The 25,686-nt window shown below is 62.6% G+C and carries 22 protein-coding genes, 2 tRNA genes and 1 pseudogene; 9 read left to right on the forward strand and 16 right to left on the reverse strand.

Going from position 1 to position 25,686, the window contains the following annotated elements; all coding sequences use genetic code 11:
• Positions 1-47: 47 nt before the first annotated feature.
• Genes ACW4E8_RS32955 through ACW4E8_RS32965 form a run of 3 tightly spaced genes read right to left on the reverse strand, consistent with a single transcriptional unit; the run spans position 48 to position 3,105 of the window.
• Positions 48-992 carry a 3-hydroxyacyl-CoA dehydrogenase NAD-binding domain-containing protein gene (locus tag ACW4E8_RS32955; protein ID WP_456808344.1) on the reverse strand — a complete coding sequence of 315 codons (945 nt, stop codon included), beginning with the start codon at positions 990-992 and terminating at the stop codon, positions 48-50.
• Complete coding sequence (locus ACW4E8_RS32960; RefSeq protein WP_456808345.1) at positions 992-1,882, reverse strand: 3-hydroxyacyl-CoA dehydrogenase; 891 nt, start codon at positions 1,880-1,882, stop codon at positions 992-994. Before ACW4E8_RS32960 ends, ACW4E8_RS32955 begins: the two co-directional genes overlap by 1 nt.
• Positions 1,882-3,105 (reverse strand): CaiB/BaiF CoA transferase family protein, encoded by a 1,224-nt coding sequence (locus ACW4E8_RS32965; RefSeq protein WP_456808346.1) that lies wholly within the window; start codon positions 3,103-3,105, stop codon positions 1,882-1,884. Before ACW4E8_RS32965 ends, ACW4E8_RS32960 begins: the two co-directional genes overlap by 1 nt.
• 501 nt (positions 3,106-3,606) lie before the next feature.
• Between ACW4E8_RS32965 and ACW4E8_RS32970 the strand changes: the two genes are divergently transcribed.
• The 3 genes from ACW4E8_RS32970 (at position 3,607) to ACW4E8_RS32980 (ending at position 6,696) form a co-directional block, all read left to right on the forward strand.
• On the forward strand, positions 3,607-3,990 hold the full coding sequence (locus tag ACW4E8_RS32970; protein WP_456808347.1) for a response regulator transcription factor: 384 nt from the start codon (positions 3,607-3,609) through the stop codon (positions 3,988-3,990).
• Positions 3,991-4,240: 250 nt separating this feature from the next.
• The gene (locus ACW4E8_RS32975) at positions 4,241-6,061 is read left to right on the forward strand and encodes a PAS domain-containing sensor histidine kinase (RefSeq protein WP_456808348.1); all 1,821 of its coding nucleotides are present in this window, start codon (positions 4,241-4,243) and stop codon (positions 6,059-6,061) included.
• Complete coding sequence (locus ACW4E8_RS32980; protein WP_456808349.1) at positions 6,058-6,696, forward strand: response regulator transcription factor; 639 nt, start codon at positions 6,058-6,060, stop codon at positions 6,694-6,696. The genes ACW4E8_RS32975 and ACW4E8_RS32980 overlap by 4 nt, the downstream gene beginning before the upstream one ends.
• A gap of 308 nt (positions 6,697-7,004) precedes the next feature.
• Here ACW4E8_RS32980 and ACW4E8_RS32985 read toward each other — a convergent pair whose 3' ends face one another.
• From ACW4E8_RS32985 to ACW4E8_RS33025, 9 genes and pseudogenes are all read right to left on the reverse strand, one after another.
• The gene (locus tag ACW4E8_RS32985) at positions 7,005-7,466 is read right to left on the reverse strand and encodes a hypothetical protein (protein WP_456808350.1); all 462 of its coding nucleotides are present in this window, start codon (positions 7,464-7,466) and stop codon (positions 7,005-7,007) included.
• A 484-nt stretch (positions 7,467-7,950) separates the two neighbouring features.
• Positions 7,951-8,592 (reverse strand): response regulator transcription factor, encoded by a 642-nt coding sequence (locus ACW4E8_RS32990; protein WP_456808351.1) that lies wholly within the window; start codon positions 8,590-8,592, stop codon positions 7,951-7,953.
• A gap of 156 nt (positions 8,593-8,748) precedes the next feature.
• On the reverse strand, positions 8,749-9,246 hold the full coding sequence (locus ACW4E8_RS32995; protein ID WP_456808352.1) for a lecithin retinol acyltransferase family protein: 498 nt from the start codon (positions 9,244-9,246) through the stop codon (positions 8,749-8,751).
• 210 nt (positions 9,247-9,456) lie between these two features.
• Complete coding sequence (locus ACW4E8_RS33000) at positions 9,457-10,938, reverse strand: MdtP family multidrug efflux transporter outer membrane subunit (RefSeq protein WP_456808353.1); 1,482 nt, start codon at positions 10,936-10,938, stop codon at positions 9,457-9,459.
• The gene (locus ACW4E8_RS33005) at positions 10,935-13,040 is read right to left on the reverse strand and encodes an FUSC family protein (protein WP_456808354.1); all 2,106 of its coding nucleotides are present in this window, start codon (positions 13,038-13,040) and stop codon (positions 10,935-10,937) included. The genes ACW4E8_RS33000 and ACW4E8_RS33005 overlap by 4 nt, the downstream gene beginning before the upstream one ends.
• 22 nt (positions 13,041-13,062) lie before the next feature.
• Positions 13,063-14,115: a multidrug transporter subunit MdtN gene (mdtN, locus tag ACW4E8_RS33010; RefSeq protein WP_456808355.1), complete on the reverse strand. Its 1,053-nt coding sequence runs from the start codon at positions 14,113-14,115 to the stop codon at positions 13,063-13,065.
• A gap of 22 nt (positions 14,116-14,137) precedes the next feature.
• A complete protein-coding gene (locus ACW4E8_RS33015) occupies positions 14,138-14,437 on the reverse strand; it encodes a YtcA family lipoprotein (RefSeq protein ID WP_456808356.1) in 300 nt (99 codons plus the stop codon).
• A 199-nt stretch (positions 14,438-14,636) separates the two neighbouring features.
• Positions 14,637-15,398 carry a YoaK family protein gene (locus tag ACW4E8_RS33020; protein WP_456808357.1) on the reverse strand — a complete coding sequence of 254 codons (762 nt, stop codon included), beginning with the start codon at positions 15,396-15,398 and terminating at the stop codon, positions 14,637-14,639.
• 37 nt (positions 15,399-15,435) lie between these two features.
• Positions 15,436-15,618 (reverse strand): annotated as a pseudogene (locus tag ACW4E8_RS33025) (DUF1427 family protein); the annotation flags it as partial.
• Positions 15,619-16,283: 665 nt separating this feature from the next.
• Between ACW4E8_RS33025 and poxB the strand changes: the two are divergent.
• Together poxB and ACW4E8_RS33035 are read left to right on the forward strand one after the other, a co-directional pair.
• Positions 16,284-18,005, forward strand: coding sequence for a ubiquinone-dependent pyruvate dehydrogenase (gene poxB / locus ACW4E8_RS33030; RefSeq protein WP_456808358.1), 1,722 nt, complete (start codon positions 16,284-16,286; stop codon positions 18,003-18,005).
• 51 nt (positions 18,006-18,056) lie between these two features.
• A complete protein-coding gene (locus ACW4E8_RS33035) occupies positions 18,057-19,334 on the forward strand; it encodes an MFS transporter (protein ID WP_456808359.1) in 1,278 nt (425 codons plus the stop codon).
• 151 nt (positions 19,335-19,485) lie between these two features.
• Here the strand turns inward: ACW4E8_RS33035 and ACW4E8_RS33040 are convergent.
• Together ACW4E8_RS33040 and ACW4E8_RS33045 are read right to left on the reverse strand one after the other, a co-directional pair.
• A tRNA-Arg gene (locus tag ACW4E8_RS33040) sits at positions 19,486-19,562 on the reverse strand.
• Positions 19,563-19,613: 51 nt separating this feature from the next.
• The gene (locus ACW4E8_RS33045) at positions 19,614-20,873 is read right to left on the reverse strand and encodes a GGDEF domain-containing protein (RefSeq protein ID WP_456808360.1); all 1,260 of its coding nucleotides are present in this window, start codon (positions 20,871-20,873) and stop codon (positions 19,614-19,616) included.
• 409 nt (positions 20,874-21,282) lie between these two features.
• Between ACW4E8_RS33045 and ACW4E8_RS33050 the strand changes: the two genes are divergently transcribed.
• Positions 21,283-21,359 (forward strand) — tRNA-Pro (locus ACW4E8_RS33050).
• Positions 21,360-21,457: 98 nt separating this feature from the next.
• Here ACW4E8_RS33050 and ACW4E8_RS33055 read toward each other — a convergent pair.
• Together ACW4E8_RS33055 and ACW4E8_RS33060 are read right to left on the reverse strand one after the other, a co-directional pair.
• On the reverse strand, positions 21,458-22,201 hold the full coding sequence (locus ACW4E8_RS33055; RefSeq protein ID WP_456808361.1) for an exonuclease domain-containing protein: 744 nt from the start codon (positions 22,199-22,201) through the stop codon (positions 21,458-21,460).
• A 169-nt stretch (positions 22,202-22,370) separates the two neighbouring features.
• Positions 22,371-22,889 carry a hypothetical protein gene (locus ACW4E8_RS33060; protein ID WP_456808362.1) on the reverse strand — a complete coding sequence of 173 codons (519 nt, stop codon included), beginning with the start codon at positions 22,887-22,889 and terminating at the stop codon, positions 22,371-22,373.
• Between the two features lie 611 nt (positions 22,890-23,500).
• Here ACW4E8_RS33060 and infA point away from each other — a divergent pair.
• The 3 genes from infA to ACW4E8_RS33075 all read left to right on the forward strand — a co-directional run bounded on the left by infA (position 23,501) and on the right by ACW4E8_RS33075 (position 25,631).
• A complete protein-coding gene (gene infA, locus ACW4E8_RS33065; protein ID WP_008641674.1) occupies positions 23,501-23,722 on the forward strand; it encodes a translation initiation factor IF-1 in 222 nt (73 codons plus the stop codon).
• 245 nt (positions 23,723-23,967) lie between these two features.
• Positions 23,968-24,444, forward strand: a complete 477-nt coding sequence (locus ACW4E8_RS33070) for a SixA phosphatase family protein (RefSeq protein WP_456808363.1) — start codon at positions 23,968-23,970, stop codon at positions 24,442-24,444.
• Positions 24,445-24,788: 344 nt separating this feature from the next.
• Positions 24,789-25,631, forward strand: a complete 843-nt coding sequence (locus tag ACW4E8_RS33075) for a GNAT family N-acetyltransferase (protein WP_456808364.1) — start codon at positions 24,789-24,791, stop codon at positions 25,629-25,631.
• Positions 25,632-25,686: the final 55 nt, after the last annotated feature.

The raw sequence follows: 25,686 nt of genomic DNA on the forward strand, positions 1-25,686 counted from the left end.
TAGAATCACTCGTGGCTAATGGGGACGCACACGCAAGCGAGCCACACTCAGCTGCGCCCGGATCGCAAGCGAAGCAGACCGACGAGCATCTCGTTCTCCGCCTCCGACAGCTGGGCGACCGAACGCCCGGCGGCCTCTTGCAGGACTTCGTCGGCCAGGCTTTGTTTGAACTCGGGGGTGAGCCTCGGCGTCCCGAGCTCCTTCCACAAGGCTTCGAGCACCGGGGGCATCAGATGGTCAATGAAATGTTGAATGCCACCGGCGCCACCTGCGAGGTGGAACTGCAGGCTGGGTCCCATCACGCCCCAGCGAAGCCCTGGCCCCCAGCTCACCGCGTCATCCGCGTCGGCCACACTGAGAACCCCTTGCTCGACGAGATACAACACTTCGCGATACAGCGCCGACTGGAGCCGGTTCGCGACGTGCCCGGGGACCTCCTTGCGCAAGAGAATCGCCCGCTTACCGATGGACTTATAGAACGTCATCGCCCTTTCGATGGCCGCCGGCGATGTCTTTGCGCCGCCCACCACTTCAACGAGCGGGACAACGTGCGGGGGATTGAACGGATGTCCGATGACGCACCGTTCCGGATGCTCACACTTTGACTGAACCGCACTCATTGTCAGCGACGAGGAACTCGATGCGATCACCGAATCGGGCGGCGTCACGGCGTCCATCTCAGCGTAGAGCTTGATCTTGAAGTCCAGCCGTTCCGGACCGTTCTCCTGCACGAAGTCGGCCTTCTCCAGCGCTTGCTTCATATCGGGCGTAAACGCCAGACGGTCACGCGAAGCGCCGGGAGACAGCCCGATGCGCGTAAGCACCGTCCAGGCGTCGTCGACGTACTTGCGCAAGTTGGCTTCCGCATTCGGCGCCGGATCGGTCGCGATCACGTCGAAGCCACTGGCCAGGTACTGTGCCGCCCAGCTGGCACCGATGACTCCGGTGCCGACAATGGCGATGCGGTGAATAGGTTTGTCAAAGTTCGTCATCATTTGTCCTTCGGCGTGAATGCCGCGTAGGCCACGCCCGTGAGATTTCCCTGCATGGCTGCCAGTACCCGCTTCATCGAACCATTGAGTTCAGCGGAGTAGACCGAGCCGCCCAGGTCGGTCACGAACATGCGATTGCCCGGAACATCCAGCGCAAGGCCGATGCCCTCCATCAGATCGTGCAGCACGATTTCCTGGGTCGGCTTGCCGTCAATGGATGTACGGCTCACAGTGTTGCCGCGCGGGGGATCGCCGCGATCGGTCCAATACAGATGGCGACTCTTCAGGTCGAGTTCCAGATCGATCGGCTCCGGCAGTCCGTCAAACAGCACGGTGATGTCTTGACGATTGGCGGCGTCCTCGCCCGAGGGAATCTCGAGATTCGCGCGGAAGATGCGACCCCGTTCGCCGTTGTCCGGGCCTTTTTGCGTCCAGTAGATGTGCCCGCGCTCAACGTCAACCGTAATCCCCACACACCAGTTCGACGCATCGCTGCGGTCACCATCGCCGCGGCCGGCTTCAACGAGTGTTTCGATGTGCGAGCCGTCGAGATTCGAGCGCATGACCCGCATGCCTTCGCGATCCGACCAATAGAGCTTGCGATTCTTGCGATCGAGATGGATCTGCTTCGGCGTGTAGGTGGCGCCCTCGGGAATGATCGTGGTGCGGTTACTACCGTCCAGATTGGCGCGTTCGATCATCCCATCGTTGCGATCGGGAACACCCATATCCGTCCAATAGATATGCCCCTTCTCCAGGTCCAACGCGATGCCGTCTGGGTGGCGGCATCCCGTGACCAGGGTATTCAGGTCAGAGCCATCCGGATTCATGGAGAAAATCCGGCCGTCGCTCAAGTCGAGCACGAACAAACGCTCCAATGATTGATTCATCACTGCTCCTTTTTCATCTTGCCAAGGGCATCGCTCAACAGCAATGCATCGATATCGCTCGCGTTGAAGCCGAGCTCCTTCAGAACATCCTCGTTGTGTTCTCCCAGGGACGGGGCTCGCCTGGCCGACACCTTGCTGATGCCATGCACTTGTATTGGACTGCTGATGGTGGAAGTCAGCTTGCCGGGGGCGCCTTCCAGTGGAACGACAATGTCATTGAGCCGCAACTGCGGGTCGTTGATGACGTCTTGCGGACCGCGCACGACGCCGAACGTGACGCTGACGCTTTCGAAGATCTGCTGCCAATGCGTCATGGGCTGCGCTGCGAACATGCCATCGAGAATCTCCGTCAGCTGCGGCATGTTTGTGATCAACTTCGCAGGATCGGAGAACCTCGGATCCGTCAAAAGATCCTTGCGGTCCAGAGCCTCCGCAACCACCTGGAACTTGTCCGGCATAACCATGAGAACGAACCAGATGTCATCGGCAGCGCGGTACACGTTCAGGGCCGCATTGGCGGGATGCTTGCGATCGTGCAGCCCGTAGAACGTCGCCTCGCACAGTGCGGCCTGGATCGAAACGCTCGCGGCCCAGACGCCCTCCGCAAGCAGTGATGTCGTGACGTACGAACCTTCACCCGTGCGCTCCCGACGATAGAGCGCGGTGACAATCGCGGAATACAGGCCCACTGCGGTCGCATTGTCTCCGCTACCGGCCACCGGCCAGGTTGGCGGGGCGCCGGCATCGCGCGTCATGGACAGCAATCCGCTGCGTGCCCAGTAGGAAGTGATATCGAAGCCCGGCAGGTCGGCGTCTGGTCCCTTCTCGCCGAAACCCGTCACATCCGCATAGATCAGGCGGGGGTTGTATTGCACCACGTCGTCATATTCGAGCTTCAACCGTTTGCGTGCGGGGTGCGGCGTGTTGACAATGAACACGTCAGCCCACTCGATCAGGCGCTGCAGGACCGGCCGGGCACTCGAAGATTTCAGATTGAGCGTGATGCCGCGCTTGTTGCGGTTGGCCAGGTGCCAGGCATAGGGATCCTTCGCCCGTGGCTGCGGCGGCAGCTCATGCCCATGTCGCCAAAGGTCTCCCGCCGGAGGCTCCACCTTGATGACATCGGCACCGAAGTCCGAAAGGATGACCGCGGCACTGGGACCTGCGATAAAGCTGGCGAGATCCACCACCTTCAGGCCAGAAAAGATATTGTTGCTTGCCATCGTTGTTTCCTGTTGATCGTCCACGGTGTACGGGCTCAGCGCCCGTGAAAGTGAGCGGTGCGCTTTTCCAGAATGGCAGCGGTGCCCAAGGTGTCCGGATGGTAGGTACAGCGACGACGATTCGCTATTACATAAAGCTGGAGTGGCGGCATGGACTATGCGGGTCCGTTTGGACCAGCCGGCGAACCCAGACCGTCTCATCGGGCTCGATTTGGCGTCGCTGAATCAGCAGCCGCTGTGCACGGCGGTTCGCGACCCGGAAGGCTTGCGTCAGCGTCGAATTTGGAATGTCGCGCCTGTTGCAGTCCATGGCATGCGGAGCGGCGCAGATGAAGTACCGTCTACCAGACACGGGGCGATGCGCGGCGGACGGGGCGCCAATACCTACACCTTCATGTAGTTCCACCCGGCAAACAAGGCGCATAAGATGCCGGCAAAGGGTATGGATGCCGCCCACGGTCGGTGCGCGGATCCGATGCTCAGCTTGGCAGAGGTAGTCGCTTGTACAACAATCAGATAGTAGCGATCGTCGATGACGACGAATCGGTCCGCGTGGCGACATCGAGCCTGGTCCGCTCGCTCGGCTGGGAAGCCCGCCCGTTTTCCTCGGCGCGTGATTTCCTGGATTCGGGCAGTGCCGCCGAGGTGGCGTGCGTGATCTCCGATATCCAGATGCCGGGCATGACCGGCCTTGAAATGCAAAGGGCGCTCGTTCAGGCCAGCGTGCTCGTACCGGTGATCTTCATCACGGCCTTCTGTACCGACGCCATCCGCAAGCAGGCGCTGGAGTGCGGAGCAAGGTCTTTCCTGTGCAAGCCCGTCGATGGCGCCGCGATATGCGAATGCCTGGAACAGATAACGCGCGAGTCGGCCCGCGAGCCGTAGCCGTTGCACGCGGGAGGAGACGCGGTGGGGGCAATCGGACCCGCGCAACGCACACTGGTCCGCGCGCGCCGGTGCCTGGCATCGGCATGCAAGACGAAGCGACAGATTGCAACCCATGCCGGCCGGCATGGGTTTCGCGCATTGGCATGCCGCCAGCGCTAGGAAACCATATCGAGCCCCCATGAACAGAGCGCGTCGTTTTTCCTTCCGGTCTGTTTTCGGCTGGGCCGCCAGCCCCGAGAGGCCCGGCATGACCGAGTCATTCCCCGCCATCGGCCCGGCGCGCCCCGGCACGCGAGCGCAGTCGCTGGTCGCGCTCGTGCTCGCGCTGGCCGTCTTCCTGATCGATGCACTGACGCCGCTGGATATCGCCATTGCCGTGCTCTACGTGGTAGTGGTACTTCTGGTCGCGCAGGGCGGATCGCGGCGGAGAACCCTTGCCGCGGGTGTGGCCTGTGTTGTCCTGACGCTGGTCGGGTTCGCGCTTTCTGTGGACGTTAACGACAGTGCCGGCTCGCTGGCGCGCTGCGCATTCAGCCTGCTGGCGATCACGATTACGTCGCTGCTGGCGATGCGCAATCTGGCCAGCACGGCGCGCCTGCGCGACCAGATCCAGATGCTGAACCTGACGCATGACGCTATCGTCGTGTACGACATGGAGGACAGCGTCACTTTCTGGAACCGCGGCGCCGAGGAGGTCTACGGCTGGACTGCGGAAGAGGCCATGGGCCAGTCGGTCCATGGGCTGACGCAGACCCGCTTTCCCGTCCCTGTGGAACATATCCGAGCCGAACTGCTGCGGACCGGGCGCTGGGACGGCGAGTTGCAGCCCATGCGCCGCGACGGCAAGCCGCTCACCATTTCCAGCCGGTGGGCGCTGTGGCGAGACCAGTCCGGCAAGCCGGCCGCCATCCTCGCCACGAGCAACGACATTACCGAACGCCACCAGGCCGAAGCCGCGCTGGCACGCAGCGAGGCCTTCCTCGCCGAGGCGCAGCGGCTCAGCAAGACCGGCAGCGTGGCGCTGAGGCTGCCGGAACAGGAAATGACCTGGTCGGACGAGGCCTACCGCATCCTGGGCTACGACACGAGCGTACAGCCCACCTCCGATCACATGTTGAAGCGGATACACCCGGACGACCTGGCGCTGGTACAGGAAGCCCGCGCCCAGATCCGGGCGGGTGCGCCGCACATCGACGTCATGCACCGCTTGCTGATGCCGGACGGCTCGGTCAAGCATGTGCACCTGGTGACCAGGCTGAACACCGCTTCCGCAGGCCACCTCGAGTATGTCGGAGCCCTGATGGACGTGACGGAGGCCACGCTGACGCAACAGGCGCTGCAGCGCTCGCTGACCGAACTGGCCCATGTCACGCGCATCACTACGCTGGGCGAACTCGCTGCCTCGATTGCCCACGAGGTCGCCCAGCCGATCGCAGCCATCGTCACCTGCGCGGACGCCGCGCTGCGATGGCTGCACCGCCCGCAGCCTGACATCGACGAAGCGACGCGATCGATCCGGCAGATGATCTCCGACGCCAAGCGCTCCAGCGAGATCATCCGCCAGATCCGCGCGATGGCGCAGAAGCGCGATCCCAGCTATGCCGAAGTCGATCTGAACGCGCTGGCGCGAGAATCGGTGGAACTGCTGCGCCGCGAGCTGCAGGACCATGGCATCGAAGCCATGCTGCAGCTGGATGAACCGGCTTCGCTGATCCGCGGCGACCGCGTGCAGCTGCAACAGGTGCTGGTCAATCTGGTGGTGAACGCCGTGCAGGCGATGGATGGCGTGACCAGCCGCCGGCGCCGCCTGTGGATCAGCACCTGCCGGGTCGAACCGGAGCAGGTGAAGCTGACGGTCCGGGATTCAGGCAACGGCTTTCTCGCCGGGGATGCCGAGCACCTGTTCAATCCATTCTTCACCACCAAGGCGGATGGCCTGGGCATGGGCCTGTCCATCTGCCATTCGATCGTCGAAGCGCACGGGGGCCGGATCTGGGCGGAATCCCCGGACGATGGTGGCGCGTCGCTGCAAGTGGTGCTGCCGATTCAGCATGAGGACGGACCATGAGCAATGAGCCAGGTGGCACTCCCGTTGTCTACGTGGTGGACGACGACGATTCCATGCGGGTGGCGCTCAGCATGCTGCTGCGTTCCGTGGGCCTGCACGTCGAGGCCTTCGCCTCGGCGCAGGAATTCCTCGCGCACAAGCAGGCCGACGCGCCGAGCTGCCTGGTGCTGGACGTGCGCCTGAAGGGCCAGAGCGGCCTGGCGGTCCAGGAGCAGATTGCCGCGGGCGGCATGCCTATCCCCATCGTCTTCATGACCGCTCACGGCGATGTCGCCATGACCGCGAAGGCCATGAAGGCGGGTGCCACCGATTTCCTGGCCAAGCCCTTCCGCGACCAGGACATGCTGGATGCGGTCAGCAGCGCGCTGGCGCGCGACGAGGCGCGCAGGATTTCCGAGCAATCCGGCGCCGACCTGCGCCGCCGCTATCAATCCCTGACGCCGCGCGAGCGTGAAGTCATGGCCCTGGTAGTACGGGGCCTGATGAACAAGCAGATAGCCGCGGAGATGAACCTGAGCGAGATTACAGTAAAGCTCCACCGCGGCCAGGCCATGAGGAAGATGGGATCCAGGTCGCTGGCGGACTTCGTGCTCAAGGCCGAAGCGCTTGGCGTGGTCTCCGGCTCGCTCTCCTGAAGGGCGGGTTCCAGCCAGCGCGCCTGTCGCTGGCACCGGCGCGCTGTCAAAGCGGCGCCCACAACGCGACCACCGCGGCCATCGCGCAACTGGCCCCACACATGCCAAGCCACGCTGCTGTCCACAGGACGTGCCTGCGGCTACCGGGGCACGGCGGCTTTGCATCGCCGGGAACGCCGGAGGCAAAGCTCGTCTCCGCCGCCTCGCCTGCGCGCGCGGGTTCAAGCATCAGGGCAACGTTGTTCATCACGGACCTCCGTTGGCGGAATCGCCAGGGGCTGCCCACGCAGTGACGGGCAGCCCTGGCATCAGCCTTGCACCGTGCCGTCGAACGGGCGGGACGTCCGTTCCAGGCGTGCGCCCTCGGTAAAGGGGTCGAACTTGCGGTCAACCTGACCGCTGCGCGAACCATCGGTGAAGGCGTCGCGCTTGCTGTTGACGTTGGAGTTGTAGCCGTACCGGTCTGCGCTGTCGGGGCTGGTATGCGGGTCGGCAGCGTTGGCCAGGCCGGTGGCAAGGATGCTCGCGCCGATGAGGCCGGCGATGGCAAGACGGCGTTGGATGCGTATGGTCATGATTTTCTCGGGTCGGTGACAGATGGCGCCGGCACAGATCTCCGGCAGGCAGAACATGGCGTTGCGGATCGCGCCTTGCTCCGTGGAACTGCACGGCCCGGCTGCGATGCATGCCTTGCTTTCGGGATCGTCGAGCGGGCTCGATTTCCCTAGTTCGAAGCTTAGGTGCGACGGTGCGCGCGCGCCTTCATGCATGCGTTGGCTTTTGCTGGCTCATCAGATAGCTCCAAGTCATACCTTGGTTTAGGCAGCGCTGCCCGGAAGCGCTATCCCATGCCCTGCCGGGATGCGTGGGGACAGCCCCGCCGATGCCGCGATACACCGGCGCATGAAGCCGCCACACCAACCGGCGCGACGGGCTACCGTTTGCAGGCCTGGCGATGCCCGGGGCGGATATCTGCCTTGAAGGCGTCGTGGATGGCGGCCGCATCCGCATCGAGCCAGAAGTCATGTAGTCTGGGGAACGCGGGGGATGCCCAGGCTATGGGCGCGCCGCCGCAAGAAGACAGGCATGGCCCCAGTCGTGGGAGCCATCATTCGCAACGCGTGTGATCGTGGCTAGGTCTTCGCCGCGGCAGCGGTACGCTGACTTGCGGCGCGCATGCCAAAGTCCTGGCGAATGGTCGGTAATGGGATGCACCCCGACCACTCGCAGTGGTACATCGGACAAGGCGTTAGGTTAGTGTTGGTGGCCCCTGGTGGGCAGGTGCACCTCAAGCTCCAACCGGCCTGCTTGCCTGACGAGTGAGGCAAATGAGCCCGCTTGCATCTTCTTCATGATGTGACCACGATGCACCTGCACCGTGTACTCAGTGATCCCAAGTACGTCAGCTGCCTGCTTGTTCAGCATGCCCCCGACAAGCAACGGCAGAAGTTCTTGCTCTCTTGGCGTCAGGGTTTCGTAAAGCGCCCGTAGCGCTGACGCTTCCGCTGCATCCCTGCGCTGTGCGCGCGTCCTGGCAATTGCGGCGTCGACGGCGCGGAGCAGCGCATCCTCACAGACGGGTTTCGTCAGAAAATCGACAGCCCCGCTCTTCATTGCCAGTACCGTGGCAGGCACATCGTTCCTGCCCGTGATGAAAACGATGGAAGCATGAGAATTGCTAATAACCTGCTCCTGGACTTCCAGGCCACTCATGCCCGGCATGCGCATATCGAGAATCAGGCACGCCACTGTGTCCCATTGAGCTTCTTCCAGAAACTCATGCCCCGAGTTGAACGACCGCACACTTTTTCCATGGGCGCGCAGCAGGCTTGCCAGCGCTTCCCGGATGCTTGCATCGTCATCTACTACGCACACAAATTCGTTGACCGACTCCATAGTCCCTTCTCCATCTTTACCTCAGCGTGCTTGACTTCCCGCTGTGGCGACGCAAACGGTTGAGGCGACGGGAATTTCCTGTCGCCTTGCATTGACATGCCGTTCAAGGCGCGGCGCGCCAGGGACAGCCCCACAACTACCAGCAAGAATCGATCGTCAGCTCAAGCAAGGTCCGGGCCATGCCGCCCCCAGGAATGCAGTGAACAGGCATAACGCGGTCCGCAGGGCCGCGCGCGGGTCGATGAGGCATGCAAGCACCTGCTCGCTACGGCTTACCCCATACAGGCACCAGGCGCAGAAGTGCTCGCAGTTATTGGTCAGCAGCCTGTATCGATTCTCGCCTAACCGCGAGCGTGCACGCCGCACAGCCTCGTGCCTGGCGTAGACCGGATCAGCACCTGGTTCGATCAAGACTTCGTATCCGGCGGCGAAACACGTGATGCTGACTTCCTCGACCGGGCCGCGACGCAGCGACCTGGCAAGTCCGGCGTAATGCACAACTTTACCGTCACCTACATAGATGCCATGGTGGCTGTAGCCGTGGCGCGGAGTGATGAGATGGGCACCGAGAGGCGGTTCCGTGCCGGCATCTGGATAGGTTCGTGCCAGGAACGCCTTGGCAGTGCGACCTTGGTCTGAGGTTGGCTGGCCCATCTTTGAATCTCCGGGCAATCAGGTGAATTTGACTGAAGCGTAAGCCCGGCAATGCATTAATGACAATTAAACATTTTTGTGGTGAGCATAATCTTTTACTTATGTGATGTCTTTTGCTACTGGATCTGCGATGGACAGCGAGCGCGCCTTCCGACCGACCCTTCGGATGCAATATGAAGCCATGTGGACCAGCGTTCGCCCCCTGCCACCTCAACGCATGTCGCCCGCCGCCTGGTAGCCCCCGCCCAGTGTTCTTGTCAGCACGATGGATTGCTGGAGACTCTGGGTTGTCAGTTGAAGCATCGCCAACTGTTCCTGTATCGCTGTCTCGCGTGCCTGCTCCACTTGCAGCCTGTTGGCCAGCCCCCGTGCGTATTGAGCGGACGCGCTGTCCAGCGTGAACTGCACCGCCTCGAGTTTCCTCTGCTGCATGGCGGTGCGCTCACCCAGGTCTTTGAGTGCGCTTCCTGTTTGCGCCACATCGCGAACCGCATTCAAGACGGCCTGGTTATATTGCAGAATGACGGCATTGCTCGCCGCTCGCTCTCCCCTCAGATTGGCGTTGAGGCGACCGCTATCGAACACCGGGAGGTAAAGGCCGGGTGCAATGTTGATCTGCTGGCTTGCATGCAGAAAGAGTTGGGAAAGGTCGAGCGCGTTGAATCCGAAGAAGGCTTTGATGTCAAAGCTCGGATAAAACGCCGCTTTTGCCGCCTCCACCTGTTTCAAGGATGAGACGACATACCAATGCAGCGCCTGCAGGTCGGGGCGGCGTGCAAGGAGCTGAAAGCCGAGACTTGACGGCACCCCCGTTGCCACAACCGGGAGCGTTCTGGGCGCAATGTCCACGGGTTCGCGTGAATCCGCGCCAATCAAGGCACGCATTGCCTCCTGTCCGTTTGTCACCTCATCAGATACCTGCGAGAGCTTCTGCTCGACAGAGAGCAGCTTGGCCTCCGCTTGTTTGGCGGTAGTCTCGGGTTCAAGCCCGCGCGCAATCATCGAACGGTGGGCATCGAGCTCGATGGCGATGGCGTCGCGCTCCCGTTTCAGCAGATCGATGGCAGAGAGCGCGGTCTGCACGGAATAGTAGAGTTTCGCGACACCCGTCGACAGTTCGAGCGCAACCTGTGCTGCCTCTGCTTTCTGTGCGTTCTCAACGCCAATGGCCGCGGCAATCTCCGCACGATGCCGCCCCCAGATGTCCAGGTCCCACGCACCCGCTAATCCGATAAGCCCAGTCGTATACCAGGGGCCGTTCGCTCCGATAGCCGGTGCAAATCCTGAATACGCGCTCAGGAAACCGTGGGATGACACGCGCTCACGGTCGATGGACCCGATGGCGCTGACCTGCGGTCCGGATGCTGCTGCCACCAGGTCCGCCCGCGCTTGAGTCTGTGCCAGACGCTGATGTGCTAGCGCCATCGTCGGAGAGGCCGATAGTGCGCGGTCGATGAAGGCAGTCAGTTGCTGGTCATCATATTGCAACCACCACTTCTCGGACGGCCAATCGCCTGCGGTCAAGTCCAGTTGCTGCGGGACCTCGACCTGCGCTGCATCCACCTGCTGAACTGGAGCGCTGTCGTGATGAATCAATGCGCAGCCGGCCAATACCGTAACGCTGGCCATGGCAAGACAACGCAAATGACGAGAGAGACTGCCCCGCGCGGCCGGCGACATGGATTCCATCATTGTGCTCGCACGCTGGCTGGAAGTCCCGGCGCACGAGAGCCGGCCTCCCCAACCCACTCTGGTAAGCCCGACACCGCTTGCAGTACGCGACTGACTTCGGCACTCAACTCCGCGACGCTGCCCTCAGCGCCCTCATCCAGTCCGCTCCCGGCCATGTATGCCTTGGGGACCGTCAGCCTGGGCGGCCTTGCGCAGGGCGTCGATTCTTTCAGCCCCGTTGCATACTCCATGATTGCCGAGCCGGCGCTCGACGCGAAGTCGCGTGCGGCATCGCCGAGAAGCGCAGGCATCCTGCCGCCGGCGACATCAAAGGTGCTTCGCAGGGCGTCCGCGGCAAGCAGCAGCTCTCGCGCGGCAACAAGCACGGAATTTGCGCGCAACGTGACGCGCTCTTCTTCGCCTTCGCGCCAGGTTGGCTCAAGCGCGACCCGCAACAACATACCCTCGCAGTCATCGAGCGCAGCCCATGCCGCCATTCGCTGCTTTCCAATATCCGGGCTCCCTTCGGCGACTGCCGGATGCCCGAGACTCAGTAGGAGCCTGGCCGTTGAAACGAGACTGGCCGAGAGCCGGCGCCTGAGCAACGCTGCCTCACCTTCCGGCCACAGGCTCATCTGCACAAAGGTGGCGACTACGATGCCAAGGAAGATGCCAACCATGCGGTCCCGAATCTCTGTCAGCTCGAACGTGGGGGCGAATTGCTCCAGGAACGCCAGCGAGAATGTGAACAGCATCTGCGCGCCCGCGTAGCTGATGCGCTCCGAGCCAGCTGCCACCCACGCTCCGATAAACAATACCGGCAGAACGTTCACGATCAGCGCCGCAATGCCGTCAATTCTCGGGAGAATGAATACTAGCTCGAACAGCGCCAGCAAACTGCCAATAGCGGCTCCCCAGAAACGCAGCAATGACCGTCGGCTTGATGCACCGAGACTGGGCTGGGCCACAATCAGACACGTCAGCATCACGGTATGCGCGCCCTGCCAGTCGGCGGAATTGTAGAAGAGATAGCACACCAGCACAGCCAGCAAGGTCTTGATTGCAAACTCTGCGTACACCGGGTTACTAAAGGCGTCCGGTGCGAGTAAAGGCTGTCTCGGCGGCTTGTGCATGGCGTCGCCCTGTGCCACCGTGAAGGCGTCGAGTTCCAGGAAAGCGCGATTCATCGCCACCAGGGCCCAGGGAGCTCCAGCGGCAGATGTCGAGCCAACGGCGGGGTTCCTTCGCTCTTCTGCAATGGAAAAGGGTTCGTCCCTACCGATCGCCCCGGCCAATGCTCCGCACGCCTTGTGCAAGGACCTGACCCTATCCTGGAGCATCTCCGGGACGAAGGAAGTCTGCCGCAAGTCCGACGCAGCGACATAGAGGTTCGAAACCGTCGTGACAGTCGCAAGATCGCGCGCTTCGGCAATGTCATCGCGCCTGCCGCGCATTGCTGTAAATCTCAGCAGCTTCTGAAGAGCCGTCGTTGTGCCCTCCACGTCCCGCGCGGTAATGGCTCCGGGCGCAGATGCGCTGCCAAGCAATGCACCCAGCCTCGCCTGCACTACCATGAGCTTCGAAACCAGCATCTGACGCAATTGCTGCCGAGGTTCAGCCGGCAAAAGCAATGTGTTGATGACGAGCGTGAAGGCTATCGGGTAGCACACCGATACCCAAACCCAAAGGACTGCCCGGATCAGCGCTTCCGCATTCGACGTTACGTCGACAAACGACTGGACGTAGATGATCACGATGGCGCCAATGAAGAAGACAATGCCAAGCTGGAAGACCCGCATTGCATAGACACAGCAGAAGAATATCAGGCTGGCAAATACGATTCGTAGCAACGGATAGTCGAAGGTGAATTTGAGCAGAAGAATCGAGCTGCTCAATGCAAGCGTGGCTCCGGCAAAGAACAGGATTCCCGTTATCCTGGTGAGGACGACATTCGACTGGGTTGCAAAGAACGTCACGAGAAGCGACAGCGCGAGAAACGGCACCTGCAGCGTCATGGAAATGACGATCACGATGACGGCGCTGGCTACGCAGCGTAGCGTGACGTTCATCCGGCCGGGGAACGGGGTAAGCTCGTCACGGAGAAATTGCAGGAAGCGATTCATGTCTCAGCACGCCTGTGTATTCTCACTCCGCAGTTCGCCGGCGACTCCCGTCAGGGTGGAATGTGGCCACCGCGGAAGTTCCGACCCGAAAGAGATCCGGATTCGGGGTTTTGATCCGAATCTTCACCGGAAACCGTTGTGACACATGAACCCAGTTCAGGCTGCGTTGGATTTTCGGCAACCCTTGCGCCAGGCTCCCGCCATCGTCGGGGGCCACGCCATATCCAACGGAATCGACTTCCCCCTCGAAATGCGCTGCAGTCTTGCTCATGAGGTACACCGTGGCGCGCGTGCCGGGCCTGATATTGGCCAGCTCTGTCTCGCGCAGATTCGCTATGACATACCATCGTGTCGTGTCGATCAGCGTGAATACGGGCGAGGAAGCCGACGCAAACTGACCGCGCGTGGTTCGAAGCGAGACCACCACACCGTCGAATGGTGCCCTCACCGTGGCGAATTCGAGATTCAGCTCCGCGGATGCAATCTCCGCCTGCACGACCAAGCGCTGCGCCTGCAATGCGTCCACGCCGCTAACCGCAGCCGTGGCCTCACGCGCCTTCAGCTCCGCCGCCTCGAGTTCCGCTGCGGTGCTTCGCGCCGATGTTCGCGCCTTGTCCAGATCATCGGCCGAGACATAGCCCTTCTCGACAAGCGGCTCCATCCGACGCAGTGTGTCTGCCGCTTGCTTCGCTGCAGAACGGGCCCGATCGACGCTGGCCCGCGCTGCAGACGCATTCAGTACCTGTGCGTTGACTGAACGCTGCGCCAGCATGATCTGTTCGTCCAATTGGGCCAGGGAAGCACGGGCCTTGTCCAACATATCCTGGAAGGGACGCCGGTCCAGTTCGAACAGGAGATCCCCTTTCTTCACACGCTGGTTGTCTCGAACTGCGAGGTTCACGATCCGACCCGACACCTCGGGAACCACATTGATCGTGTCGGCGTACACGAATGCATCATCGGTCCGAGGCTCCGTATCCACGCGCCAGACCACAACGATCCCTAATCCGATAGCCGTCACCAGAAGGAGAATGGTCAATAACTTCCTCCTTTGGCTGTGCGCGCTGTCTTCCATGTGCTTCCGCTCCAGATAGACGTCAGAAAAACAACAGCCACCCCGCGAACGCCAGCAGCGCCAACAGCGCCGGGTAAGCAATGGCGGGTGGGTAGAGCCAGTCGTTGAGCCCGGCGCGCAGCAACAGCAGTCGAATCAGAACCGCGGCAACAACGGCACCGACAATGCAGAAGAGCCAGTCGGGATAGTACGCACCAAGCACGTTTGTTGACGGCGACCGGCTGCAGCCATGCAGCAGGCCAAGCGTCCACACCACGCTCGCAAGCCTTGGTCTGTGAGCGATGCCGCCGCATCGACGCCCTTCTCTCTCGCTAAAAGCCATGACGACGTCACCATTAATTTCAGATTGAGCGACAGGCGTCCCCCAACGCCTGAGCAGAGGTCAACGCGACGGAGGCAGAAAATGACGATATGAAAGCGAGAATCCGACGAAAATCATTCGACCGGACGTTCGCACCATGCTTGCAATCATCGTAACGGGACCTTACCCGTACCGGGTATTACATATTCATGTTGCCCGGCTACTTGCTCAGCCCATCACCCGGCACCGGTTCATGCTTTGGACTCAAGCTGACCTGCCTTGCCCGCACGATGCTGGCGCTGACGAATGCGATCGCTCCAATGGGTAGCAGGACACACCAGAAGGAAATCAGCTTGTAGGCAGCACAGCCCAATCCTGCGCCGATGACGAATCCGACGATAGCGGGAACAGTCTTCCAGATCCTCTTCTTCAGCACAGACCGTTGATCCTGCGAAGCACCTTGCAGATCGACCAGATCGATGACTAGCTGCGTGGTATTTCCTGTCATGACGGTCGTGGTACCAAATTCGGCGAGCGCGGTCCTGGCGAGGACATTCTGAACCCCCATTGCAGCGACCGCGCTCAGACCCGCCAGAACCGCGAGAGGAGCATCGGCATTCCTGATTGGGAGCGACAGATAGCAGAGACCCATGAAGATCGCCAGCAGCATGCACTCGACAAACAGCAAGGCGGGAACGGGTTGCCTGTTTTTGCGAAGCAGTCTGGATTCCGAAATTCTCGTGCCCACGGCGGCGAGCACGAAAGTCGGGAGAGCCAGGATTTTCGCGAGCAGGACGGGCACCGTCGGCGACGATAGTTCGATGCCAATCATGACGAAGTTCCCGGTGACGTGCGCGGTAAACAGGCCGAACAATGCCGTGAAACCCACCACATCGACATAGCCCGCCACGAACGACAGCAGGAACCTTGAGGAAGCGGAATCGACTACCGAAGGCGGTGCGCCAGGATTGCCGGTCGACATATGTTCAATCTCGCGCGGAAGGAGCTTTGTCCTTTTTTGCAAGCATCACCGGTGCGCCAGCAAGCATGCGATGGACAGGGGCGACGATCTGCTCCCCAAGCAACATTACAAGCAGACCCGCCGGTGCAATAGCCGGCGGCGCCGGCGAACGCACGTGGATTACCGCATAAATGATGCCGACGAGAACCCCGGCGCCCAGGGATACGAAATATGGCTTCAAGGCTTCATCTCCATCAAGACTTTGAATGACGAGGTACCACTTATGTCCTCTCAAGCCACCAGCAGAAAGGCATCTCCAGACCATCGATCGGCCTCATGCCGAGATCTGTGATGACACATAAGAAGTCGGACATATCCGCAGCCAGCGACAGCGGCCGCAACAATGAAGAGCCGCGTTTCATAGCCGCAGGATGCGAGAAGGTTCTGCGCAGCGAGGGAGTTCCGCAACTAGGGATTCTAGAAGGCAAGCCTCCCGATCCCAATTACATCAATGTTGTAGAGCATTTACATCTACCTCGCGCTCGCGGGTCCCGGCCGTGATGAAACCCGATGGCGGCCGTTTTCGTTCCCCGTTCAGCCCCGGGAATCGCCGGATCCCAGATTCATGTAATAGGCGAAACTGATTCTGGCTGCCTATCATCAAGCCAGCAAAATGATGCTGAAGCCCAGTTTGAACAGAGGCCTCATCCGCACAAAAAAGCTCCGCTTTTTTTAACTTTCCCTCGAAGGACCACGAACACCAGCGCTGCGCGATTGGTGATCGCCCGGACAGGTTTGCACCGTCCCATGTCAAAGGGCGATGCGCTCACGCAGGTTGCGTCTGCCATGTCTCTTTGCGGAAGCGACGGACCTGCAGAAATTGCTCAATTTGAATGGAGATGCGAAATGACGACGATAGCTGCCGACTACATGGTTGATGCACTTGTGCAGGCAGGAGTGAAGCGTGTGTATGGCGTGGTGGGTGACTCATTGAACGGATTCACGGATTCCCTGCGTCGCGATGGCTCAATTGAATGGGTTCACATGCGGCATGAGGAAAGCGCCGCTTTCGCTGCTGGCGCCGAGGCTCATCTCACGGGGGAGCTCGCCGTATGCTGTGGAAGCTGCGGCCCCGGGAATCTGCACCTCATCAATGGTTTGTTTGACTGCCATCGGAACGGTGTTCCCGTTCTTGCTATCGCTGCGCATATTCCAAGTACGGAAATCGGCATCGACTATTTCCAGGCTACCCATCCCGAGGTGCTGTTCAAGGAGTGTAGTCACTATGTCGAACTCGTATCGAGTCCGGACCAGTTGCCACAGATTCTCGGCCGTGCCATGCGGGCGGCAATCGGCCGCAAAGGCGTCGCGGTGGTGGTCATCCCGGGAAATGTAGCACTCAACCCGCTCACAAAATCCGTGCCGAACTGGAGCGCGCCTGCGGCCCCGTCGATTCGCCCTTCCAACAGCGAAATCGCCAAACTCGCAAATCTATTGAACCGGTCGTCGCGAGTGACATTGCTCTGTGGGGCCGGCTGCAAGGATTCGCACGCGGAAGTCATCGAACTCGCCCGCAAGCTGCAGGCCCCCATCGTGCACGCGCTGCGAGGCAAGGAGTACATCGAGTACGACAACCCCTATGACGTGGGAATGACGGGACTTATCGGATTCTCTTCCGGCTATTCCGCGATGAAGAGCTGCGACATGCTGCTGATGCTGGGTACCGATTTCCCCTATCGCCAGTTCTATCCCGAAGGGGTCACCATCGCGCAAGTCGATATCAAGGCGGAGGCGCTCGGCAACCGGTGTCCGCTGGACCTCGGGGTGCTGGGAACAGTCAAGGATACGCTCGGCGAACTGCTTCCGCTAATCTCGGAGAAGGCCGACAGCAGCTTCCTCAACCGGGCGCTCGACGACTATCGCAAGGCGCGGAGTCAACTGGACGCGCTGGCGGAACCCGATGCAGGCGGAAACACCATCCATCCGCAATACGTGACCCGGCTCGTCAGCGAGCTGGCTGATGACGACGCCATCGTTTCCTGCGATGTCGGCACGCCCGTCGCATGGGCGGCCAGATACCTGAAGATGAATGGCAAGCGGCGTCTGATTGGATCGTTCAATCACGGATCGATGGCCAACTCGCTGTTGCATTCCATTGGCGCTCAGGCCGCCTTCAGGGACCGACAAGTGATTTCGATGTCCGGTGACGGCGGATTCACCATGATGATGGGTGAGTTTGTGACGCTCGCTCAAACAGGGTTGCCGGTCAAGGTCATCGTGCTCAACAACGGGACACTAGGCTTCGTGGAAATGGAGATGAAGGCCAGTGGCTTCCTTGATGTCGGATGTGACTTGAAGAATCCGAACTTCGCCACGATGGCCAACGCAATGGGCATCAAGGGCGTGCGCGTGGAACGTCCCGCAGACCTGGAAGGCGCGCTGCGTGAAGCATTTGCACACCCGGGTCCCGCCCTGGTCGACGTAGTGAGCGCGCGCCAGGAGCTCGTGATGCCTCCAACGACCACCGCCGACCAGGCGTACAAGTTTGGCTTGTTCATGCTCCGTGCGGTGATGGACGGCCGGGGACAGCAGCTTATCGATCTGGCAAAGGTCAATCTGTTCCGGTAGTGCTTTTACGCAAGTGCGTACGGGCCAACGTCATCTAAGGGAGATCGAATCATGTCCAGCAATGTCGCGAGCACTACTGCAAATCCGCCATCAGAACGCGAGACCCTACACATGGGTTTTGTGATCGCGTGGATATTTTGCGTGGTGTTCTACTTCATGCAGTATGCGCTGCGTTCCGCGCCGGGCGTAATGATGCCCGAGCTGAGCGCGGCATTCGCCCGCGATGTGGTGGGTGTGAGCGCGCTCGTCGGCCTGTACTACTACAGCTATTCAGTGTTTTCGATCGTCGTCGGCGCGGCGCTCGACCGGTTCGGCGGCAAGGCTGTCATTCCAGCCGGCATCGTTCTCGTCGCCGTCGGGGCGGCACTGTTCGGCCTGGGCACCGTGGTGACGGCGGAGATCGGCCGCCTGTTGCAAGGCGCGGGCTCGGCGTGCGCATTTATCGGGGCCGTGTATCTCGCCACCCATGGCTTTCCCCCACGCTTTCTCGCGACAGCGGTCGGCTTCACGCAATGCTTCGGCATGCTGGGCGGGTTCGCTGGCCAGTTCGCCGTCGGCCGGCTGATTCACGGCCTCATCACGTGGCAGCAGTTCTGGTGGCTGTCTGGCCTCGCAATCTTTGTGATTGCCGTACTGGTGTTTATCGCGACGCCGGCAGGCCATGACGACAGCCCCGCAAGCCAGGGCTCGTGGCTGAAGATGTTCGCGCCGTACAAAGAGGTGCTGTCCAACCCGCAGTCGTATCTTTGCGGTTTCTGCGCCGGCCTGCTGTTCTTGCCGACCACGATCGGCGACATGATCTGGGGGATAGCGTACCTGCACAACGGTCTCCACGTCAGCTATGCCGAGGCCGTCAACCGCGCGAGCATGGTGCCGCTCGGCTGGGTGATCGGCTGCCCGCTGCTCGGGTACGTTTCCGACCATCTGGGCCGGCGCAAGCCGGTGCTGATCGCCGGCGCGCTGCTGATGCTTGTGTCCGGTGCCGGCATCTTCTATCTGCCGCCCGGCGTGATGCCGCCTTATGTGCTCGGCCTGCTGCTTGGCATTGGCTCGGGCGCGGCCATGTTGCCCTATACGGTAATCAAGGAAGTCAATTCAGACGACGTGAAAGGCAGCGCCACCGGAGCGATCAACTTCCTCGTGTTCACATTCAGCGCTTTGCTCACGCCCGCATATGGCAAGGTGCTCGCCCACATCGCAAATGGCGGCGCAATGGACCTGGCGGTGTTCCGCGCAGCAAGCATATGGCTGCTCGGCGGCATCGTGCTTGCAATCGTCCTTGCGCTATTCCTGCGTGAAACCGGACCGCGCGGGCGCGCGACGGCGTGAGCCTGAACGCCATCCGGGGCGCAAATTCGATCCACCCGACTGGGGTGTGACGCCTGAGATTCCCGATGTACTTGCCATACCGACGCGCGCCAAAAGCAAGTCGTGCGGCCGCTCAGGTGAGCGGACGGGAGGGACATCGCCCAGCAAGCAATGGCGCGTCCTAGAGGACTCGAACCTCTGACCGCTCGCTTAGAAGGCGAGTGCTCTATCCAACTGAGCTAAGGACGCGAAGGCGTGCATTCTACCGCAGCACCGCAGCGCAGTGACAAGCGGCGCAGGTCAGGACGCGGCACGCGGCTGTGCGCGCGTGATGTAGTGGCCATTGACAGCGCCGCCATCGGTGCCCGCCTCGGTGCCTGCCGGATGCAGGGACACGCAGTTGCGCCCTTTCAGCTTGGCGTCGTACAACGCACGGTCGGCGCGGCGCATCAGCGCATCGGCGCCTTCGCCCGGCTGCCGCGCCGCCAGGCCGATGCTGACCGTATAGGCGATCGGGTCGGGCTCGGACGGGCACGGCGTGGCGCGCACCGCCGTGGCTAGCTGCAGGCAGGCCAGCCGGCCCTGCTCCAGCGCCGTATCCGGCATCAGGATGGCAAATTCCTCGCCGCCCAGGCGCCCCGCCACCTCGAGCTGGCTGAAAGTCTTGCGCAGCTGCCCGGCGAAATGCCGCAGCACGCTGTCGCCCGCCAGGTGGCCGTAGACATCGTTGATCGCCTTGAAGTGATCGAGGTCGATAAAGGCCACCGTCAGGGGCTTGCGCTGCCGCTCGGCGCGCAGGCAGGCGGCCTCCAGCTCCTCCCAGAAGGCGCCGCGCAGCAGCACATCGGTCAGGTCGTCATGGCGCGCGCGCCGCTCCAGCATGCGGCGCAGCCGGTCGTGCGCCATCAGCGCAAAACTGACCGACACGCCCACCAGTGCAAACACGTTGAGCATGGCGAGCTCGCCGTCCCACGGCATCGGCCGCGGCCAGGCGCCGCCCTGCACGACAGCCGCCAGCGGCAGCGCCACGGTCCATGCGTTGATGGCTGCCGCGGCGATGACGATCAATACCAGCGACAACGCCGCCAGCCGGCCGGTGCCGCGCGTGGCCGGCACCGACGGCACGGCGCTGCGGGCCAGGTCCAGCAGCAGTGCGATATGGCACATCGTCAGCAGCGGTGCCATCTCCGGCATCAGCGCCGGCACGGCAAGATACTGCGGCGCCAGGTCGTGCCAGGCCACCACCGCTGCGGCTGCCAGGTTCAGCGCCAGCAACGGCGCGGCGCGGCCAGGCCGGCCCGCGAAATGCCGCGCGCCCACGGCCATGACCGAGAGCGCCGCCAGCAGCGCCAGGTCGCTCGATTCCAGCACCAGCCACAGCGGGCGCAGTTCCTGCACCGCCGCCAGGGCCGCGGCCATTGCGGCCAGTACGCTCCCCAGCGCCCACGACGTCAGGCCGCTGCGATCCATGCCCGCCGAGCGGCGCAACACCACGCAAACCACAGCCATCTGCAGGGCAAACAACCCTGCGATGAGCACAACTATGTGCGACTGAAACATCTTCATTCCCGTCCAAGGCGACAAGCGGTGCTCCGCATGGCGCCGCCGTTACCTGCTCTTTACCGGCCCTGTGTCGGACCGTTGTTATCAATGCCGCATACCCGGTTTCAGGACGCATGGCGCCGCCAGCCGGCAGACGCAAGCACGCCGAGGCGCCCGCCGCGGGCGGGAGCGCCGTTCTTGTTGTGGTGATCAGGTCAGCCCGGAAGGAAATAGGCAAACCGGGCGTTCCCAAAAGCACGCCGGTCGGACTGGTGCAGTGTGCGGATTATCCCAGCGCGCAAACCCAAGTCAAGCCAAAGCGCCCCCGCCAGAAGGGGGAGCAGGCCGGCAAGGCCGAGTGCGCCAGAGCGGGCATCATCACATTAGATTGACCGCAAGCCCTGAGCCCGGCTACAATCGCCGGCTTCGGAGCGTAGCGCAGCCTGGTAGCGCATCTGATTTGGGATCAGAGGGTCGTAGGTTCGAATCCTATCGCTCCGACCAGAAATATGTAATGGAAACAACGGCTTGGATCGAAAGATCCAGGCCGTTTTTCTTTTCTGCCAACCGGCGTCCAATAGCCGGACAGGCGATATCTGTTCTCACCACCGCAGCAAGTCCGGCCAGATCAGCGCCCCCGCGAACAGCATCAGCATCACTGCGACGATGACCAGCCCCCGGCCTGGGCCAGCATGGCTGGTCTCAACCTTTGGCATCCATGACTGGCCGGCGTCGGCCGGGATCGCAGGTGACGGCGGCGGCGCGGGTGGCGCAGGCAGGCTGATCGCAACACGCGGCACGAAGTCCGACTCGGCCAGCAGGAAGCCCATGGGCGTGGCTTGGTCGGCTGCACCCATGTGCTGGAACAGCAGCTTGGACAGCGCCAGACAATCATCCAGCGCAACCTGCGGGCGGGGCCGGAAGATGCGCAGGTGCTCGCACAGCGTATCGAGCTTGTGGTTAGGGGCGTGGAAGTACTGGGACCAGTGGACCTGGCGCACCGAGCAGCGCCAGCGCTTCTGCTGGATGTCGGGAAGCACTTTGCCCAGCATCCGCGCGTTGAATTCGGCGCCGTGGGCGACCAGCACATCCGCGTCGTCAACGATGGCGCGGATGGCATCGACGTCAAAGCGCCGCCCGCGCAGCATCTCCGCGGTCAACCCGTGCGTGCCGGTGGCAGCTTCGCTGATCGGCACGGTGGGCTCCTGCGAACCGTAATAGTCAGTGATCTCCCGCAACAGCGTGCCAGCCCGCGGCGCCACTTCGACAAGCAGCAGGCCGATGCTGACGGGCTCGTCCGCTGGCGTGAGCCCAGTGGTTTCGGTACTGACGATTGCGACCCGCATGAGCTCGGTACTCCGGTGTAGCCGTCCGCGGGCATGGTTGGCGGCGGCCGCTCTGATCCTAGGTTAGTGCGAGCGCGTTAGAGGTCATATCAACCAGATGGGCTAGCTGAAAGCGCCGGCCGGGAGGATGCCGGCTGCTACCGGTCCTCCCTCATCTCCACCTCCTGGTTCAGGCAGGCTGCTGTTCCGCCTCGCCACGGCGTCGCTCGAGATTGCAGTAGACGTCGGCCGCCACCAGCCCGAAGAGCGCGTGGGCGAACAGGCTCTCCCAGCCGCGGGCCTCGTCGAACCAGTTGAAGTAGGTCCCCAGCAGATAGAAATTGACCAGGTAGACCACCACGCCAAACACGATCCCGACCACCGAGGCCAGCCACAGGCTGGAATCGAAGCGGAATGACGACAGGATTATCGCCAGCACCGCCGCCAGGATGATCGACAGCGCGAAGTGCACCGTCCCCGCCGAAAGCACGACTGTCCAGTTGAAGGCATCGGCAGACAAGGCTTCACGCCCAAGGATGATGGCCGCGACCATCTTCACAGTGCCCCAGGCGCCCTGGTACAGCAGAAAGCGCGCCGTCAGCAGTTCCAGCACCATGTAGACCGCGCCGGCAATCAGCCCCGCTACCACGGCGGCCCGCCAGTCCGGCCGGCAGCGAACGTAGCGGTGCGATTCCAGATGTAGTTCCATGGCAGTCTCCTTGCGAGATCCGGCCCGGCAAGGCCGTACGAGTTAGTTCTAGCTCATATGGGGCAAATACCAAGCCGGCCAGACCACAATAAGCGCCTTTTAAGGCATGTCAATTGCCGACTTGCCCGGCGCGTTGCAACCGTCGCGGCCCGCCATCCGCCACAACGTGCCGGCCATGCTGCAACTGCGTACGTGATACAATGTCAAAGTAGCCCCCGGGGTGTCCGTGCATCCCTGTAACCGGGCGTTCTCACCAGCGCGCTCTCGCGAGCGAACAGCAGCCGCCGGCGCGGGCCTTCCGCGACGACACCAAACTGGCGAACCACCGGGTACAACCTGCCCGCCTGCTCCGCAAAGCACACGGCCTCCCCGGCCGTCAGCGGCCAGGCCGTCGCCCAAGCCATCCGCGCCCGTTGGGCGATACCGCTGACAGGACCGAGCATCAGGCGCCGCGCGCCGTAGTCCGCGTGAGCTTGCCCCGAACAACCCAAGGCTCGCTTCGCCGCAACCGGCGAAACGTGCCGCGGTTCCGCGCCGCGCCGGGCGAGCCGAACAGGATTTTTGAAATCGCAACCATGCAGCCTTCATGGGCTGTCGAAAAGGAAGACAGATTGGCTAAGGAAGAACTCATTGAATTTGGCGGCGTGGTGTCGGAAGCCCTGCCTGACAACCGCTATCGTGTCACGCTGGAAAACGGCGTCGAAATCTGGGCATACGCTTCGGGCAAGATGCAGAAGCACCGCATCCGCATCCTGGCCGGCGACCGTGTCACCCTGGAAATGTCGCCCTATGACCTGACCAAGGGACGCATCAACTTCCGCCACAAGTCCTGAGTTTCTGCACGGCCCCGGCGATACCGCATTCGCGGCTGTCGCCCGCGCCGCGGCCGTTGTGCGCCGACGCGCTGTCACGCCGCTGACACCGCGCCCGGACACACTTGCGGGCTGCCCGACAGGCAGCCCGCTTCCGTTTACGCGCCGCGTGCAGCCTGGCCTGCGCCACCGGCGCGGGCCAGTTGGCGCTTGCACCGGTCAGGCCGCTTCACCATACTCGAAGCACGCTCATTGCCCTGCCCGACATGAACCTGATCCTGTGGCGCCACGCCGAAGCCGAAGACCTCCCCGACGCGCTCAGCCTGAGCCGCCATGCCGACCTGCAGCGCCCGCTGACACGCCGCGGCCGCAAGCAGGCGGAGGTATCCGCCAAATGGCTGCGCGCGCATCTGCCGGCCGACACCCGCGTGCTGTGCAGCCCCGCGCTGCGCACCCGTGAAACGGCGGCCGCGCTGACTGCCGAGGCGGAGGTCGTTGACGCCCTTGCGCCCGGCGCCGACGTCAGCGCGGTGCTTGCCGCCGTCGAGTGGCCGGAACGCCCCGAGCACGTGGTGGTGGTCGGGCACCAGCCCTGGATCGGCCGCGTCGCCAGCCTGCTGCTGGCCGGCTCGGAGATGAACTGGAGCGTGCGCAAGAGCGGCATCTGGTGGCTGACCGGCCGCACCCGCGAAAGCGAGGCGCAGACCGTGCTGCGCGCCGTCATCAACCCCGAATTCCTCTGAGCCCTGCCTCCGGCATGCCAGGTGCCGCCTGACGGCACCTGGCCCATCCTGTCCCGTCAAAATCAGAAATAGCTGATGGCGGGCGGAATCTCCCGTTACTAGAGTGGCCTTGGCGCCTCTTTCGGTGCCAATAGCAGGTGTCACGGAGATTCCCCATGAATGGCCCGGCCGATCGCCACATTGCTGGCGAGGATCGCAACTCACACCCTGACCCGTCGCCCGAAATCGCCCAACCGGCGGCGTTGGCAGGGGACGTCACGGAACCGTCATCCCCGGGTCACGGCACTGTCACCCGCCCTCACTACATTGCATCGCAACAGTTTCGTCACCAAAAGGACATACTGATGCGAGATCTGCCGACGCCCACCCAGCCGCTTTTCGACTCTCTGCCCAATGGCCTTGGTGGCCAGACGGCGCGGAGCCGTCTTCATCGCCAATCAGATACACCGGCACATGAATCGCCTGTTCTCAGCGTGGCGTGGGCGCGCCACCAGGACGAAGTAGTCGAAGCCCAGCGCCTGCGCTACAAGGTCTTTGCCGAGGAAATGGGCGCGCGCCTGACCTCTTCGGTGCCGGAGCTGGACATCGACATGTTCGATGCCTACTGCGACCACCTGATCGTGCGCGACATGGCCACGCTGCGCGTGGTGGGCACCTACCGCGTGCTGCCGCCGCACCAGGCCAAGCGCCTGGGCTGCCTGTACGCGGAATCGGAATTCGACCTGGTGCGCCTGGCCCACCTGCGCCCCAAGATGCTGGAACTGGGCCGCTCCTGTGTGCACCGCGACTACCGTTCGGGCAGCGTCATCATGGCGCTGTGGGGCGGCCTGGGCGAGTACCTGCAGCGCTGGGGCATCGAATCCATGCTGGGCTGCGCCAGCGTGCCGATGAACGACGGCGGCCACTACGCGGCCAGCCTGCACCGGCTGTTCAGCGAGCGCTCGCTGGCGCCGATCGAATACCACGCCTTCCCGCGCGTGCCGCTGCCGGTCGAGGACCTGAACCAGCAGCTGGACGTCGAGCCGCCCGCGCTGATCAAGGGCTACCTGCGCCTGGGCGCGAAGATCTGCGGCCAGCCGGCCTGGGATCCGGACTTCAACGTGGCGGACTTCCTGACGCTGCTGCGCGTGAACGACATGAACCCGCGCTACGCCCGCCACTTCCTCGGCCTGAACAACGGCGCCTGAGCGGCGCCAGGCGCCTGTCAGCGACCGCCGCCCTGGCGGCCGCCCTTCCCCCCTG

The organism is Cupriavidus sp. CP313 (genome assembly GCF_054072015.1).

Excerpts from the sequence above, each read along its gene's own strand:
- ACW4E8_RS32955 (WP_456808344.1), bottom strand. The coding sequence starts at position 992 with ATGACGAACTTTGACAAACCTATTCACCGCATCGCCATTGTCGGCACC.
- ACW4E8_RS32960 (WP_456808345.1), bottom strand. The coding sequence starts at position 1,882 with ATGAATCAATCATTGGAGCGTTTGTTCGTGCTCGACTTGAGCGACGGC.
- ACW4E8_RS32965 (WP_456808346.1), bottom strand. The coding sequence starts at position 3,105 with ATGGCAAGCAACAATATCTTTTCTGGCCTGAAGGTGGTGGATCTCGCC.
- ACW4E8_RS32975 (WP_456808348.1), top strand. The coding sequence starts at position 4,241 with ATGACCGAGTCATTCCCCGCCATCGGCCCGGCGCGCCCCGGCACGCGA.
- ACW4E8_RS32980 (WP_456808349.1), top strand. The coding sequence starts at position 6,058 with ATGAGCAATGAGCCAGGTGGCACTCCCGTTGTCTACGTGGTGGACGAC.
- ACW4E8_RS32985 (WP_456808350.1), bottom strand. The coding sequence starts at position 7,466 with ATGCATGAAGGCGCGCGCGCACCGTCGCACCTAAGCTTCGAACTAGGG.
- ACW4E8_RS32990 (WP_456808351.1), bottom strand. The coding sequence starts at position 8,592 with ATGGAGTCGGTCAACGAATTTGTGTGCGTAGTAGATGACGATGCAAGC.
- ACW4E8_RS32995 (WP_456808352.1), bottom strand. The coding sequence starts at position 9,246 with ATGGGCCAGCCAACCTCAGACCAAGGTCGCACTGCCAAGGCGTTCCTG.
- ACW4E8_RS33000 (WP_456808353.1), bottom strand. The coding sequence starts at position 10,938 with ATGATGGAATCCATGTCGCCGGCCGCGCGGGGCAGTCTCTCTCGTCAT.
- ACW4E8_RS33005 (WP_456808354.1), bottom strand. The coding sequence starts at position 13,040 with ATGAATCGCTTCCTGCAATTTCTCCGTGACGAGCTTACCCCGTTCCCC.
- mdtN (WP_456808355.1), bottom strand. The coding sequence starts at position 14,115 with ATGGAAGACAGCGCGCACAGCCAAAGGAGGAAGTTATTGACCATTCTC.
- ACW4E8_RS33015 (WP_456808356.1), bottom strand. The coding sequence starts at position 14,437 with ATGGCTTTTAGCGAGAGAGAAGGGCGTCGATGCGGCGGCATCGCTCAC.
- ACW4E8_RS33020 (WP_456808357.1), bottom strand. The coding sequence starts at position 15,398 with ATGTCGACCGGCAATCCTGGCGCACCGCCTTCGGTAGTCGATTCCGCT.
- poxB (WP_456808358.1), top strand. The coding sequence starts at position 16,284 with ATGACGACGATAGCTGCCGACTACATGGTTGATGCACTTGTGCAGGCA.
- ACW4E8_RS33035 (WP_456808359.1), top strand. The coding sequence starts at position 18,057 with ATGTCCAGCAATGTCGCGAGCACTACTGCAAATCCGCCATCAGAACGC.
- ACW4E8_RS33045 (WP_456808360.1), bottom strand. The coding sequence starts at position 20,873 with ATGTTTCAGTCGCACATAGTTGTGCTCATCGCAGGGTTGTTTGCCCTG.
- ACW4E8_RS33055 (WP_456808361.1), bottom strand. The coding sequence starts at position 22,201 with ATGCGGGTCGCAATCGTCAGTACCGAAACCACTGGGCTCACGCCAGCG.
- ACW4E8_RS33060 (WP_456808362.1), bottom strand. The coding sequence starts at position 22,889 with ATGGAACTACATCTGGAATCGCACCGCTACGTTCGCTGCCGGCCGGAC.
- ACW4E8_RS33070 (WP_456808363.1), top strand. The coding sequence starts at position 23,968 with ATGAACCTGATCCTGTGGCGCCACGCCGAAGCCGAAGACCTCCCCGAC.
- ACW4E8_RS33075 (WP_456808364.1), top strand. The coding sequence starts at position 24,789 with ATGCGAGATCTGCCGACGCCCACCCAGCCGCTTTTCGACTCTCTGCCC.